The organism is Providencia sp. PROV209, assembly GCF_028479485.1.
GTDB lineage: Bacteria > Pseudomonadota > Gammaproteobacteria > Enterobacterales > Enterobacteriaceae > Providencia > Providencia alcalifaciens.
In genome coordinates this window covers 188,869-202,873 of sequence record NZ_JAMPNR010000001.1, presented here as the reverse complement: position 1 = coordinate 202,873, position 14,005 = coordinate 188,869, and the positions used below count along the sequence as shown (strand labels likewise).

At 42.6% G+C, this 14,005-nt stretch carries 15 protein-coding genes; 2 read left to right on the top strand and 13 right to left on the bottom strand.

The features are described from left to right. Positions 1–83 precede the first annotated feature (83 nt). The 11 genes from PR795_RS01045 to trmJ all read right to left on the bottom strand — a co-directional run bounded on the left by PR795_RS01045 (position 84) and on the right by trmJ (position 8,885). Positions 84–536, bottom strand: a complete 453-nt coding sequence (locus tag PR795_RS01045) for an enhanced serine sensitivity protein SseB C-terminal domain-containing protein (RefSeq protein ID WP_006658636.1) — start codon at positions 534–536, stop codon at positions 84–86. A gap of 113 nt (positions 537–649) precedes the next feature. Then, positions 650–1,945: an aminopeptidase PepB gene (gene pepB, locus PR795_RS01040; protein WP_036963906.1), complete on the bottom strand. Its 1,296-nt coding sequence runs from the start codon at positions 1,943–1,945 to the stop codon at positions 650–652. 257 nt (positions 1,946–2,202) lie between these two features. Continuing rightward, positions 2,203–2,403, bottom strand: a complete 201-nt coding sequence (gene iscX, locus PR795_RS01035) for a Fe-S cluster assembly protein IscX (RefSeq protein ID WP_006661301.1) — start codon at positions 2,401–2,403, stop codon at positions 2,203–2,205. A 7-nt stretch (positions 2,404–2,410) separates the two neighbouring features. After that, entirely contained in the window at positions 2,411–2,743 is a 333-nt protein-coding gene (gene fdx, locus PR795_RS01030) for an ISC system 2Fe-2S type ferredoxin (protein ID WP_006658639.1), read from the bottom strand. A gap of 2 nt (positions 2,744–2,745) precedes the next feature. Continuing rightward, positions 2,746–4,596, bottom strand: coding sequence for a Fe-S protein assembly chaperone HscA (hscA, locus tag PR795_RS01025; protein ID WP_006658640.1), 1,851 nt, complete (start codon positions 4,594–4,596; stop codon positions 2,746–2,748). 12 nt (positions 4,597–4,608) lie between these two features. Continuing rightward, positions 4,609–5,130, bottom strand: coding sequence for a co-chaperone HscB (hscB, locus tag PR795_RS01020; RefSeq protein ID WP_181480085.1), 522 nt, complete (start codon positions 5,128–5,130; stop codon positions 4,609–4,611). Between the two features lie 112 nt (positions 5,131–5,242). Continuing rightward, entirely contained in the window at positions 5,243–5,566 is a 324-nt protein-coding gene (gene iscA, locus PR795_RS01015) for an iron-sulfur cluster assembly protein IscA (protein ID WP_006658642.1), read from the bottom strand. Between the two features lie 204 nt (positions 5,567–5,770). Continuing rightward, positions 5,771–6,157: a Fe-S cluster assembly scaffold IscU gene (iscU, locus tag PR795_RS01010; RefSeq protein ID WP_006658643.1), complete on the bottom strand. Its 387-nt coding sequence runs from the start codon at positions 6,155–6,157 to the stop codon at positions 5,771–5,773. A 24-nt stretch (positions 6,158–6,181) separates the two neighbouring features. Further along, positions 6,182–7,396, bottom strand: a complete 1,215-nt coding sequence (locus PR795_RS01005; protein WP_006658644.1) for an IscS subfamily cysteine desulfurase — start codon at positions 7,394–7,396, stop codon at positions 6,182–6,184. Positions 7,397–7,538: 142 nt separating this feature from the next. Continuing rightward, a complete protein-coding gene (iscR, locus tag PR795_RS01000) occupies positions 7,539–8,036 on the bottom strand; it encodes a Fe-S cluster assembly transcriptional regulator IscR (protein ID WP_006658645.1) in 498 nt (165 codons plus the stop codon). Between the two features lie 117 nt (positions 8,037–8,153). Then, positions 8,154–8,885, bottom strand: coding sequence for a tRNA (cytosine(32)/uridine(32)-2'-O)-methyltransferase TrmJ (trmJ, locus tag PR795_RS00995; protein ID WP_006658646.1), 732 nt, complete (start codon positions 8,883–8,885; stop codon positions 8,154–8,156). 124 nt (positions 8,886–9,009) lie between these two features. Between trmJ and suhB the strand changes: the two genes are divergently transcribed. Beyond that, positions 9,010–9,813 (top strand): inositol-1-monophosphatase, encoded by an 804-nt coding sequence (suhB, locus tag PR795_RS00990; protein WP_006658647.1) that lies wholly within the window; start codon positions 9,010–9,012, stop codon positions 9,811–9,813. A gap of 80 nt (positions 9,814–9,893) precedes the next feature. Here the strand turns inward: suhB and PR795_RS00985 are convergent, their stop codons facing one another. Beyond that, complete coding sequence (locus PR795_RS00985; protein WP_006658648.1) at positions 9,894–11,045, bottom strand: 3-phenylpropionate MFS transporter; 1,152 nt, start codon at positions 11,043–11,045, stop codon at positions 9,894–9,896. A 78-nt stretch (positions 11,046–11,123) separates the two neighbouring features. After that, positions 11,124–12,377 (bottom strand): serine hydroxymethyltransferase, encoded by a 1,254-nt coding sequence (gene glyA, locus PR795_RS00980; protein WP_006658649.1) that lies wholly within the window; start codon positions 12,375–12,377, stop codon positions 11,124–11,126. 350 nt (positions 12,378–12,727) lie between these two features. Here glyA and hmpA point away from each other — a divergent pair, with 350 nt between their 5' ends. Then, on the top strand, positions 12,728–13,927 hold the full coding sequence (gene hmpA, locus PR795_RS00975; protein ID WP_181480087.1) for an NO-inducible flavohemoprotein: 1,200 nt from the start codon (positions 12,728–12,730) through the stop codon (positions 13,925–13,927). Positions 13,928–14,005 lie beyond the last annotated feature (78 nt).

Below are 14,005 nucleotides of genomic sequence, written 5' to 3'. Positions count from 1 at the left end.
AACACCTATCAGACAAAACGGAAAAAATAACATGAAAAAATAAAGACGCGGTAAAAGCCGCGTCTTTATTTTAGAGGAGGAAATTAGGTATTTTTGATGGGGATGCTGTCGCGTAAGAAGCTGCCTAGACGGCGCTGGTAAAAAGGTGCCACATGCTGGGTAATGAAGTGACTTAGCCCTTTTTCGTCTTCATTGACGACACAAAAATCAATAGACTCATCTTCGTCAATATATTCGCACGCGGTTGCGCCAGCTTCTTGAATAATTTCATCGATATTTTCTGCGCCCGGAACAAATTCCAACGCTATCATCAAAATATCATCAAATTGTTCATCTTCCACTTCTTGAACCGAAACAATAAACGCGCGTCGTACGACTTTATGTTGTTTAAAAAACTCACTGAGCGCCGCTGTCAATTCTTCAGGTTCTTGTTCGAGAACGCTTAATTTTAATGAAGAACCTTCCGGCACCGTGAGTTCAGTAAACTGAACATCGGATTGCGAGTCTGTTGTTAGGTTTTGGGATTGTTGCGTCATTCAATATCCTCTACAACCAAAAATATTATCGTCTAAATTCAAAAACCATTCATGTTAAAGAAAAAATCGCAGGCTGCATTGACTGCACCACTGCGATTTCATTATAACGCGAATTATTTTGATTTTTTGAGAAGTAAGTTGGCTAATGTTCTCACACCAATACCGGTTGCCCCTTCTGCCCATAAACTCACTGGTGATTTACGGTAAGTTGCTGAACAATCGATATGTACCCAGTTTTGACGGTAATTTTCAACAAAGTGGGACAGGAAGGCTGCCGCTGTACTTGCACCCGCCGTATGAGATGGTGCAGCGATGTTATTCAGATCAGCAAAACCAGAAGGTAATTGCTGACGATGGAATTCAGCTAATGGTAAACGCCAGAATAATTCAAACTCTTCGTCTGACGCTGACATTAACTCAGCCACTAATTTGTCATCAAAACTCAATACTGAGTGGTAGTCATTGCCGACTGCGGTTTTTGCTGCGCCTGTTAAGGTTGCTGCATCAATCAGTAAGGTTGGTTTATCGTTGCTTGCATCAATCAAGCCATCTGCCAGAACTAAGCGACCTTCCGCATCTGTATTCATGATTTCAACAGATTTACCATTACGATAACGGATAATATCCCCTAACTTGAAGGCATTACCACTCACCATGTTATCAGCAATACACAGGTATAATTTCACACGTTTGTTTAAACCACGAGTAATCGCAAGCGCTAACGAGCCAACCAATGTTGCCGCACCACCCATATCCGCTTTCATCGAGTTCATTGAAGAAGAAGGCTTAATGCTATAGCCTCCTGAATCGAAAGTAATCCCTTTACCCACTAAACAAGCAAACACTGGCGCTTTTTCGTCTTTGCCTGGGTTGTAGTCCAACGCCAGCAATACAGGGGGACGGCTAGATCCACGACCCACGGTATGAATACCCGTGTAACCTTGTTCTAATAGATCATCACCTTTGACAATGCGGTAGCTAATATCTTGAGCGCCCACTTTGCACATTAGGTCGATTGAACGTTGAGCGAGCTGCTCCGGTCCTAATTCTTCAGCAGGCGCATTGATGATGTCACGAACCCAATCAATCGTATTAATACGCTGTTCTAATTCTTTGCGATCCGCTTCTTGTAAAGCAGGCCACTCGATAGTTCTTGCCCCTTTTGGTGCGCGAAAACCCTGCCAAAATGCCCAACTTTTTTCTAAGTCCCAGCCTTCGCCAGTTAATGACACATTGCGAATGCCTTGGCTATCTAATTTACGACCAGCACTTTGTACAGCACACAGTTTGCCTGGGTGCTTAAGATGGATAGTCATGCCTTTATCGTTTGAACTTAATAGAGCGCCTTCGCCCCAGCATGGCGCTGCAGGTTCACATGTAATCATGACTGGCATAATTTGTTTGGTCATTATTTTTCTCACTTTATCCACTAAGTTAATTATTGCGGGTCTTGAATTTAGCAGACCATTAAATTTAGCTTATCACTTTCTGCTATAAATCTTTGCTAATTCACCAACTATACCCTAAAAATGGTCATAATATTGAGTTTAGTACCTATCGGATTAATAGGCTCTTTTGGACCATTTTATTTTCTAATAGGTCATATCACAGATGAAAAAAAACCGGATGCAATTTATTCATTGCTATCCGGCTTTATCCAACTATCTTATTCGTATTCATCCAGCCAGACTAACAAAATGGCTTCAAGGATTTTTTCGTTAGATTTTTGAGGGTCATCCTCAAAATCTTCTAAATCGCAGATCCATTGATGCATGTCGGTAAAACGCACGGTTTTTGGGTCTGTATCCGGATAAGCATCATAGAGCGCTTCACCGATTTCACGACTGTTTGTCCATTTTAAGCTCATAGCTAACTCATTCTCTAGCATGGTTAATCGTATACTTCGGAATATCGACAACCAGATCTTCATCCGCCACTAATGCTTGGCAGCTTAAACGGCTTTCCGGCTCGAGGCCCCAAGCTTTGTCTAGCATGTCATCTTCGAGTTCACTGCTCTCTTCAAGTGAGTCGAATCCTTCACGCACGATGCAGTGACAAGTTGTACATGCACAGGACTTTTCGCAGGCGTGGTCAATTTCAATTCCATTGCGCAGTGCTACGTCTAAAATAGATTCGCCCTCTTGTGCTTCAACGACAGCACCTTCCGGACATAACGTACTATGAGGTAAAAAAACGATTTTAGGCATAATTATATCTCATCCACAGAATGGCCAGACAACGCCTGACGAATAGAAGCATCCATTCGGCGAGCGGCAAATTCTTGGGATTTCTTATCCAGTTGTTTAATTGCATTTTCAATAACAGTAGGGTCTGTGCCTTCTACTGCTTGGATTAACTCATTGACTGCATTATCAATTTCTAACTCTTCGGTTGGAGTCAGTAAATGTGCATCTTGCTCTAATGCAGTCGTTAAACTTTCAAGCACTCTTGCTGCTTCAACTTTTTGCTCCGCTAAGCGGCGCGCATTCAAATCCTCTTGCGCGTTAGTCATTGAATCTTTAATCATGGTTGAAATTTCAGTATCAGTTAAACCGTAAGAGGGTTTAACTTGAATCGATGCTGCTACACCCGTGGATTTCTCCATCGCACTCACGCTGAGTAAGCCATCTGCATCAACTTGGAATGTGACACGAATATGAGCCCCACCCGCTGCCATTGGCGGAATATCTCGCAGAGTAAAACGGGCTAATGACCGGCAGTCTGCCACCATTTCACGCTCACCTTGTACTACGTGAACGCTCATCGCGGTTTGCCCATCTTTAAAGGTTGTAAATTCTTGCGCGCGAGCCACAGGGATCGTGGTATTTCGTGGGATCACTTTTTCCACTAAGCCGCCCATCGTTTCCAAACCTAATGAAAGTGGGATGACATCTAATAGCAGCATTTCGCTATCAGGTTTATTACCCACTAAAATATCAGCTTGAATTGCCGCCCCAATTGCCACAACTTTATCTGGATCGATAGAGGTTAATGGCGTACGACCAAAAAATTCGCCCACTTTGTTACGGACTAATGGGACGCGAGTTGAACCGCCAACCATCACGACATTCAGAACATCACTGTTTTCCACTCCCGCATCTTTTAATGCACGGCGACATGCCATTAAGGTGCGCTTTACATGAGTTTCAATCAATGACTCAAAGGTTTCACGGCTGATGTTACCTTGCCAGTTTGGCAGTGTAATCGTTGCTGAATCAGCATCACTTAACGTGATTTTCGTTTCAGTGGCAATGTTCAATAGCTGGCGCGTTAAGTGGTGATCTCCCTGAACAGAAAGTCCCGCTTGCTGTGCAATCCATTGAGCTAGCACATGGTCAAAATCATCACCGCCTAAGGCTGTATCTCCACCAGTTGCTAACACTTCAAATACACCACGACTCAAGCGTAAAATTGATACATCAAAGGTACCGCCACCTAAATCATAAACCGCGATAACCCCTTCTTGGCCTGAGTCCAAGCCATAAGCTATCGCAGCTGCTGTGGGTTCGTTTAATAAACGTAGAACATGTAATCCCGCTAAACGAGCAGCATCTTTCGTACCTTGGCGCTGCGCATCATCAAAATAAGCTGGAACAGTGATCACGACACCATCCATTTCTCCGCCAAGCGTTTGCTCTGCTCGCTTTGCGAGCGTTTTTAAAATATCAGCAGAAACTTGGATAGGGTCAACTTGCCCAGCTGCTGTTTGGATAAAAGGCAAACCATTTTCGCTAGCTGTCAGCTGATAAGGTAAATTTGGATAACGAGCTTGAATATCAACCAATGAGCGCCCCATCATTCGTTTTACAGAAATGACAGTGTTCACTGGGTCTTGCTCAGAAAGTTGTTTTGCTTCCCAGCCGACAATACGATTATCCGTTTGATAGTTCACGATTGAAGGTAGCAGATAACGACCGTGTTCATCGGGTAACACCGCAGCTTCACCACTACGAACCGTCGCAATCAATGAATGTGTTGTACCAAGATCGATGCCCGCCGCCAATTTACGTTGGTGCGGTGCAGCGGTCATTCCCGGTTCACTTATTTGTAATAAAGACATAATCGTTTTCTCTTAAAAGTCGTCTAGTAACCGTTCTTCGAGTTGCTCAGCTTGTTGCTGTAACTTATCGAGAAAACGCAATTTTCGGACGGTATCAGCGGCTTTTTCCCACTGCATAGAGTCGAGTTCAGAGACCATCAAAGCGCTACGAGTCTGTTGCATTTGTTTGACGTTTTTCATAAAAACAGACAGCTGCTCAAGAGGTTGAGCACTGTTTTCGATGTTATCTAACTCTTCGCGTAATTCGAGTTGCTCCATCAAAAATGCGGTGTCATGTAAGGTATGTTGTTCGTTATTAATGTCATAACCTTGCAATAACAGCATATATTCCGCACGTTTTAGCGGATGACGAAGCGATTGATATGCCACATTGATAGTTGCAGCATGCTGAAGTGCCTGCATTTTTTCCTGTTCTGAACAGGTAGCAAAGCGATCGGGGTGATATTGTCGCTGTAATTCTTGAAAGCGATGTGTGAGTTGCTCACTATCAATCGCATATTTAGGGGTTAACCCAAAGAGAGTAAAGTAATCCATAAGTGCTCAGTTTCTCGAACCGGGTACCAATGTAGCTAAGTTTTGCTAAAAATCATGTGGTTATTAGCGCTGCATTAGTTACATTGGTCAAAGTCATGCTCATTTAAAGACATTATACGTGAAAACTTTCACCGCATCCGCATTCACTGTTAACGTTAGGGTTATTAAATTTAAACCCTTCATTTAAGCCTTCTTTCACAAAATCCAGCTCAGTGCCGTCTAAATAAACCATGCTTTTGCCATCGACGATGACCTTAACACCCTTATCTTCAAAAACGGTGTCTTCTTCATTAATTACGTCAGCAAATTCAAGCACGTATGCCATTCCTGAGCAACCTGAAGTTCTTACACCTAAGCGCAAACCTTCGCCTTTACCACGATTTTTCAAAAACGATTGAATTCGTTGCGCTGCACTTTCTGTAAGAGAAATCGACATTGCAAACCTCACTTTAGAAACAAACAAGGCAGATGCTAGAAATTATTAGCATCCGCCTTCAAATCATCGGTACAACTCATTATATTTAAAGTTGCATAATAAATACATCTTTAATTAATTTGAGCTTATTTATCAGTAACTGAGCTATATATTTTGTTGTTAATATAATCTAAGAAATAGCTCTTACTTACTGATATTTATCTATTATTTGCTTTGGCGTTTGCTTTTATAATCAGCAATAGCAGCTTTAATTGCATCTTCAGCCAGAATTGAACAGTGAATTTTCACTGGTGGTAATTCTAACTCTTCAGCGATTGCTGTATTTTTGATTGACTCGGCTTCATCTAAACTTTTGCCTTTCATCCACTCTGTAACCAGTGAACTTGATGCAATCGCAGAACCGCAACCATAAGTTTTAAAGCGTGCATCTTCGATAATGCCATCATCATTGACTTTAATTTGCAATTTCATGACGTCACCACAAGCAGGTGCACCCACCATACCGCTACCCACGCTTGGGTCATTGTTATCAAATGAACCAACGTTACGTGGATTTTCATAATGATCGATAACTTTTTCGCTGTAAGCCATTCTTAAACTCCTAAAACTGTCTGATTAATGGTGAGACCATTCGATGCTGTTAAGATCCACGCCTGCTTTAAACATATCCCATAAAGGAGACAGCTCGCGTAAATGGCCGATTGCACCATGAATCTGTTTGATTGCATAGTCAATTTCTTCTTCTGTGGTAAAGCGACCTAAAGAGAAGCGAATTGAGCTATGAGCCAGTTCGTCATTCATACCTAAAGCACGCAGCACATAAGAAGGTTCTAAACTTGCAGATGTACAAGCGGAACCAGAGGAAACTGCTAGGTCTTTCAACGACATCATTAATGATTCACCTTCAACATAGTTGAAGCTGACGTTAAGAATGTGCGGCGCACCATTTTCTAAGTCACCGTTCAGGTAAACTTCTTCGATATCTTTGATACCGTTCCATAAACGTAAGCGTAAACCACGCAGACGTTCAGATTCTTGAGCCATTTCTTCTTTAGCGATGCGATACGCTTCGCCCATACCCACGATTTGGTGAACAGGTAATGTTCCTGAACGCATACCACGTTCATGACCACCGCCGTGTTGCTGCGCTTCTAAACGGATACGCGGTTTACGACGAACATACAGCGCGCCGATACCCATTGGTCCGTATAGTTTGTGAGCAGAGAATGACATTAAGTCAACTTTTAATGCTGACAAATCGATAGGTAATTTACCTACACTTTGTGTCGCATCCACATGGAATACGATACCGCGGCTGCGACATAATTCGCCAATTGCAGCAATATCCTGAACAATACCAATTTCGTTATTCACATGCATGATTGACACTAAAATAGTATCTTCACGCATTGCCGCTTCTAACTCTTTCAGGTCGATTAAGCCGTTGCTTTGAGGTGCTAAGTAAGTCACTTCAAAACCTTCGCGCTCTAATTGGCGGCATGTATCCAGAACAGCTTTGTGCTCTGTTTTACATGTGATGATGTGCTTGCCTTTCTTCTGATAAAATTGGGCTGCACCTTTGATAGCTAAGTTATCAGATTCTGTTGCACCTGATGTGAAAACGATTTCACGCGGATCCGCATTCACTAATTCAGCGATTTGATTACGTGCAATATCTACCGCTTCCTCAGCTTGCCAGCCGAAACGGTGTGAACGAGATGCTGGGTTACCAAAATTCCCATCCATTGTTAAACATTGCATCATTTTTTCAGCAACGCGTGGGTCAACTGGCGTTGTAGCTGAATAATCTAGATAAATCGGTAATTTCATTGCTCACATACTCCAAAGGACAAGACAACTTTGCCTTTAATTTTTTAATGACCCCAAGAGTGGAAACCGCTATAACTGGGCTTTTTCACTATTTGGTGATCGACTGCAATTTATAATCTATCTTTATGTTAGATACGAACTATTAGGCACGAATATTGATAATGGATTCTGGCGTAATGCCGTTTAGCATCGTTTTACGCTTTTCATTATCTTGCCTGTCAGCAACATCCATAACCTCTTGATTCTTAACTAATTCATCAAGACTAATGCTACTGAGGAAACTTGTAATTCTGTCACTTAGGTCACGCCATAATGCGTGAGTTAAGCAACGGTCACCATTTTGACAACCTTCTTTATTACCCTGACAACGAGTCGCATCAACGGATTCATCAACCGCAGCAATTACTTCAGCAACAAAAATTTGGTCTGCGTCACGCCCAAGCAGATAACCACCACCAGGACCGCGCACACTAGAAACTAAATCGTTTTTACGTAAACGAGAGAAGAGTTGCTCAAGATAAGAGAGGGAAATTCCCTGACGTTCAGAAATGTCAGCTAAAGGTACTGGACCTGTCTGAGAATGTAACGCGACATCTAACATCGCAGTTACTGCGTAACGCCCTTTAGAAGTGAGTCTCATAACATAAATACTCCGTGGTAAAATATGCAATAATTGTGACATACCTGAGTAATTTGGTCAACTATTTACCTGACTAATTTACTCAAGTATTCTGCTCACTTTACCACAGCATTAACCTCATTTTTTCGCCCATTTTTCCATTGAAGTCAAAATGCCACGAAGAATATGCAACTCTTGAGTTTCTACATGGGCACGGGTAAATAAACGTCGTAGTTTATTCATAATTAACCCTGGGTGCGCCTTGCGAATAAAGCCGGATTCATTCAATACGCTTTCAAGATGAACGTAAAAACGCTCTAAATCTTCAGCAGGTGGGTATTCTACCTCATCATCCACTGATGTTTGCGTATTTTTTTCAGCAATTGCCAAATACGCCATGCGGATTTCGTAGCTGACCAACTGTACCGCCATCGCCAAGTTCAACGAACCATATTCAGGGTTAGTCGGAATATAAAGATGATAATTACATCTTTGCAATTCTTCGTTAGTTAAGCCGACTCTTTCACGACCAAAAACAATGGCAACGGGTGCATCTTTAGCTTGTTCAACCGATTTTACGCCACATTCACGAGGCTCAACCATTGGCCAAGAAAGCGTACGAGAACGTGCACTGGTGCCAATAACCAGTTTGCACCCTTCCAGCGCCTCATCGAGAGATTTCACGACTTTGGCATTACCGATAACATCACTCGCTCCCGCCGATAATGCGATAGAGTGAGAATCAGGTTCAACAAGTGGGTTGACTAAATAAAGGTTTGAAAGCCCCATTGTTTTCATTGCGCGGGCCGTTGAGCCCATATTGCCAGTGTGTGAGGTTTCAACAAGAACGATACGGATATTTTCTAGCATGGTTTATACATTATCATGAAAAATTAATCGCAAGAGTCTAACACAAAATTGCTTATTGTGACGAACATCTATATACTTTGCGTCTCTTGTTTTTCGTTCTTTAACATCCCAGTGGAAAATACCCATGCATCCGATGCTTAACATCGCCATACGTGCTGCACGTAAGGCTGGTAATTACATAGCTAAAAACTATGAAGACCCTCAGAATGTGACTGTAACCCAAAAGGGTTCTAACGATTTCGTCACTAACGTTGACCGAGACGCTGAACAAATCATCGTTGATATTATTCGTAAATCTTACCCAGACCACACAATCATCACTGAAGAAAGTGGTGAATTATTAGGTAAAGATGATGATATTCAATGGGTAATCGATCCACTGGATGGCACCACCAATTTCACAAAACGTCTCCCTCACTTCTCAGTTTCTATCGCTGTACGCGTTAAAGGTCGTACAGAAGTTGCTGCTGTCTATGACCCAATGCGTAACGAATTATTTACTGCTGTACGCGGTCAAGGCGCTCAAATGAACGGCTACCGTTTACGTATGGCTGAGAAACGTGATCTTGAAGGCGCAGTTGTTGCAACTGGCTTCCCATTCAAACACAAACAACATGCACCTATCTACATGAATATCATGGGCAAAATGTTTGAACAGTGCGCTGATTTCCGTCGCACAGGTTCTGCGGCTCTGGATTTATGCTACGTGGCGGCGGGTCGTGTTGATGCTTACTTTGAAATCGGCTTAAAACCATGGGATTTCTTAGGTGGCGAGCTTATCATGCGTGAAGCAGGTGGGATCATGACTGACTTCGTTGGTGGTCATAACTATTTAGCATCAGGCAACTTAGTTGCAGGTAGCCCACGTGTTGTTCGCGATATTTTAGCTGCAATGAAAGATGAATTATCTGAAGCGTTAAAACGCTAATTCCCGCAGAATTCAAGACAGATAAAAAAGGCGCTAGGTTATAAACCTCAGCGCCTTTTTATCTTTCATAATGTTGTTTGTTACGCTTGAACACTCACTTTTGGGCGAATAAATAATGCAGGTACAGCCAACAGCGCCATCAAGTAAAATACAACACCATGTTGATCAGGCATGCGTTCATATATATAACCGACCATGATGGTAATCACCGCAAGCCCGCCTCCTGTTGCTAATGCCGAGTATGCACCTTGCAACGGAATGATTTCATTCTCTTTACGTGCACTGATAAAGCGCATCGCCGCTAAGTGACATACCGTAAACGTGCCGCTATGTAAAACTTGCACGATGATCAATACAGGTAGCGCAGTAAATGCCCCCATCATTCCCCACCGAATGATTCCACAAACTGCCGATAATAATAATAAATTTCGAGCGCTCCAGCGGCGGAATAAACGGTGACTCAACATAAATACAATAACTTCCGCCACCACACCCAGTGACCATAAATTTCCAATCACCAAATCTGAATAGCCGGCTTCCTTCCAAAACAAAGAAGCAAAACCATAATATGCGGCATGAGCGCCTTGTAATAATGTCACACAGATGAGAAACATCAGGACGTTTTTATCTGCAATCAGTTGTTTAAATGAGACCTTATTAGTGCCTTCTGTTTTAGCTACCCCTGCTGGCATAATGGCAGGTTTTAACATCGCTCCAAATAATAGTGCAGCACAACTAATCACAAGTGCGACCATAATTGAAGTATGTCCCCATACTCCCGCAAAATAGCCCATAGAAGACGAGCCAATAATAAAGGCGATGGAGCCCCAAACACGAATTTTGCCGTAGTCAAATGTGAATTGCTTCTGCCATGTTCCCGCTAATGAGTCCCCCAATGGCACCATCGGTGCAAAAAAGAGGTTAAACCCTATCATGACAAACATTAACCAAGCCCAGTGAGAGCCGAATGAAAATCCAATTGAAAAAATGAGGGAAAGTGCAGCCAGCAATCGCAAACCATTAATCAACTTCGACGGTTCTTTGACTTGAGGAGTAATAAACATTGCACCTAAAAAACGCGCCGCGAGCCCTATGCCAAGCAATAACCCGATCATTTCGGCATCAATACCCTCACCTTGCAGCCATACCGACCAAAATGGTAGGAAAATACTGTAGGCAAAAAAGTAGGTAAAATAATCAATCGCTAACCAGCGCGTTGATGGGATAACCATCACTCCTCCCTTTTTTCAATGCAAAAAACCCGCTTTTACACGATGTAGAAGCGGGTTTAGATAACTAATCAGTTTAAATTATGCGTAAACTGGGTATTTTTTACAGATAGCTAATACTTTCTGTTTAACGGCTTCAATGGTCGCTTCGTCATTGAGGTTGTCCAGAATATCACACATCCAGCCAGCTAGCTCGCGAGCATCTGCTTCATTGAAGCCACGACGTGTAATTGCAGGAGAACCAATACGAACACCAGAAGTTACAAATGGGCTCTTCGGATCGTTAGGTACGCTGTTTTTGTTCACAGTGATATTTGCGCGCCCCAATGCAGCATCCGCGTCTTTACCCGTGATGTCTTTGTCAACTAAGTCAACTAAGAACAGGTGGTTTTCAGTACCGCCAGAAACGACTTTAAAGCCGCGCTGTTGGAAAACTTCCACCATGGCTTTCGCATTTTTAGCGACTTGCTGTTGGTAAGTTTTAAACGCAGGTTCCATCGCTTCTTTCAGTGCTACCGCTTTACCCGCGATAACGTGCATCAGAGGACCACCTTGTGAACCTGGGAATACCGCAGAGTTCAGACGTTTATACAGATCTTCATCACCACCTTTAGCCAGGATCAAACCACCGCGTGGACCTGCTAAAGTTTTGTGTGTTGTCGTCGTGACGACATGAGCATGTGGAACTGGGTTAGGATACACCCCCGCAGCCACCAGACCCGCAACGTGAGCCATATCAACGAACAGATAAGCACCGATGCTATCAGCGATTTCACGCATTTTTGCCCAATCAACCACACCGGAATACGCGGAGAAACCGCCGATGATCATTTTTGGTTGGTGTTTTTTCGCTTGTGCAGCGATATCGTCGTAATCAATTTTACCGCTTTCATCAATACCATAAGGAACGATGTTATACAGCTTACCGGAGAAGTTGACTGGGGAACCATGAGTTAAGTGACCACCGTGCGCAAGGTTCATACCTAATACAGTGTCGCCTGGTTGCAGAAGTGCCATATAGACAGCCGCGTTAGCTTGTGAACCTGAGTGTGGCTGTACGTTTGCGTAATCAGCACCAAATAACTCTTTCGCACGGTCGATAGCTAATTGCTCAACAACGTCAACAAATTCACAACCACCGTAATAACGTTTAGTTGGGTAACCTTCCGCATATTTATTGGTCAGCTGAGAGCCTTGAGCTTGCATAACTCGTGGGCTGGTGTAGTTTTCAGAAGCAATTAATTCAATGTGTTCTTCTTGACGTTGTACTTCTTTTTCCATTGCTTCCCACAGTTGTGGGTCGTAATCTGCAATATTCATTTCACGCTTTAACATTCGCTTCTCCTGCCTCAGCAATTCAATAAGGTAACAATCAATTCAACTTAATGACTGACAGTGTAAACTCTTTTTCGCCATTGAGATAGCCCCTAAGAAAAAATATACGCAAACGATTGCATTAATTTTTTTGCTTTCAGATAGCCTTAAACAACACAAAATATAATAGTGCATATTTTAATAATACCGAGATGAATATCTAACTTTGCAAGCGACCTCTAACTTTGCAGTGAATTCCCTCACTTTTTGACACGTTAATTATTTACATTTACCGTTAAATATTATAAGTTGCATATAAAATACATGTTTGTAAATTCATAAAATCATGAAAATAATTCAGGAGCACCTGTATGCTTGACCAACAAACTATCGCCACAATTAAATCCACTATCCCCGCTATCGCTGCAACGGGTCCTAAGCTAACCGCTCACTTTTATGATCGGATGTTCAAACAACATCCAGAACTGAAAGATATTTTTAATATGACTCACCAAAAAAATGGGGATCAGCGTGAAGCTTTATTCAACGCCATTTGTGCGTATGCTGTGCATATTGAAACCCCTGAAGCCCTGATTGGCGCGGTGGAAAAAATTGCTCAGAAGCATGTCAGCTTAAATATCAAACCTGAACACTACCCCATTGTTGGGGAAAATTTGTTAGCTGCAATTGATGAGCTACTTAGCCCAGGTCAGGAAGTCTTAGATGCATGGGGCAGAGCTTACGGTGTACTCGCTGATATTTTTATTAATCGTGAAAATGCGATTTATCATGAGAATGCTGAAAAATCAGGTGGTTGGGAAGGTTTAAGAGAATTTAGAGTGACTAAAAAGCAGCCACAAAGCACAGTCATCACTAGTTTTGAATTCACACCTGTTGATGGAAACCCCGTTGCTGACTACCGCCCAGGACAATACATTACCGTCTATCTGAACGAAAATAGCTTTGAAAATCAAGAAATTCGTCAGTACTCGCTCACTAGCGCACCAAACGGCAAAACCTACCGTATAGCGGTCAAACGTGAAGAGCAAGGCACAGTATCAGGCTTTTTACACCAACATCTCAATGAAGGTGATATCGTTCGCTTAGCGCCACCTTGCGGCGACTTTTTCCTTGATGTCGATCCACAAACACCAGTCACACTGATTTCTGCAGGTGTAGGGTTAACCCCAATGCTCAGCATGCTTAACCATCTCACACATCAACAACATCCAGCACCAATCAATTGGCTGCATGCTGCTGAGAATGGTGATGTTCACGCATTTGATCAAGAAGTTAGCAATCTAATGGCACAGCATGAGCAAGGTCATTCGGCAGTTTGGTTCAACCAGCCAACGCAACAAGACCAGTTGGGTACAGACTATCAATACCGCGGATTACTGGATTTAGCACAAGTGAAAAGCAAAGTGCTTCAGCCGAATATGCAATTCTACTTCTGCGGACCTGTCGGCTTTATGCAACATGTCGGAAAACAGCTGATTGAAATGGGCGTTACTGCGGATAGCATTCATTATGAGTGTTTCGGTCCTCATAAGGTATTGCCACTGAATTAATGAAAATTATTCATTATAGTAAATTGTTTTTTAAGGCTTTAATTTAAATTATTTTTCATTTTGCGGTAACGGACTCGC

Excerpts from the sequence above, each read along its gene's own strand:
- hscB (WP_181480085.1), bottom strand. The coding sequence starts at position 5,130 with ATGGATTACTTTACTCTCTTTGGGTTAACCCCTAAATATGCGATTGAT.
- trmJ (WP_006658646.1), bottom strand. The coding sequence starts at position 8,885 with ATGCTAGAAAATATCCGTATCGTTCTTGTTGAAACCTCACACACTGGC.
- suhB (WP_006658647.1), top strand. The coding sequence starts at position 9,010 with ATGCATCCGATGCTTAACATCGCCATACGTGCTGCACGTAAGGCTGGT.
- iscA (WP_006658642.1), bottom strand. The coding sequence starts at position 5,566 with ATGTCGATTTCTCTTACAGAAAGTGCAGCGCAACGAATTCAATCGTTT.
- iscU (WP_006658643.1), bottom strand. The coding sequence starts at position 6,157 with ATGGCTTACAGCGAAAAAGTTATCGATCATTATGAAAATCCACGTAAC.
- PR795_RS00985 (WP_006658648.1), bottom strand. The coding sequence starts at position 11,045 with ATGGTTATCCCATCAACGCGCTGGTTAGCGATTGATTATTTTACCTAC.
- iscX (WP_006661301.1), bottom strand. The coding sequence starts at position 2,403 with ATGAGCTTAAAATGGACAAACAGTCGTGAAATCGGTGAAGCGCTCTAT.
- hmpA (WP_181480087.1), top strand. The coding sequence starts at position 12,728 with ATGCTTGACCAACAAACTATCGCCACAATTAAATCCACTATCCCCGCT.
- pepB (WP_036963906.1), bottom strand. The coding sequence starts at position 1,945 with ATGACCAAACAAATTATGCCAGTCATGATTACATGTGAACCTGCAGCG.
- PR795_RS01045 (WP_006658636.1), bottom strand. The coding sequence starts at position 536 with ATGACGCAACAATCCCAAAACCTAACAACAGACTCGCAATCCGATGTT.
- hscA (WP_006658640.1), bottom strand. The coding sequence starts at position 4,596 with ATGTCTTTATTACAAATAAGTGAACCGGGAATGACCGCTGCACCGCAC.
- glyA (WP_006658649.1), bottom strand. The coding sequence starts at position 12,377 with ATGTTAAAGCGTGAAATGAATATTGCAGATTACGACCCACAACTGTGG.
- fdx (WP_006658639.1), bottom strand. The coding sequence starts at position 2,743 with ATGCCTAAAATCGTTTTTTTACCTCATAGTACGTTATGTCCGGAAGGT.
- iscR (WP_006658645.1), bottom strand. The coding sequence starts at position 8,036 with ATGAGACTCACTTCTAAAGGGCGTTACGCAGTAACTGCGATGTTAGAT.
- PR795_RS01005 (WP_006658644.1), bottom strand. The coding sequence starts at position 7,396 with ATGAAATTACCGATTTATCTAGATTATTCAGCTACAACGCCAGTTGAC.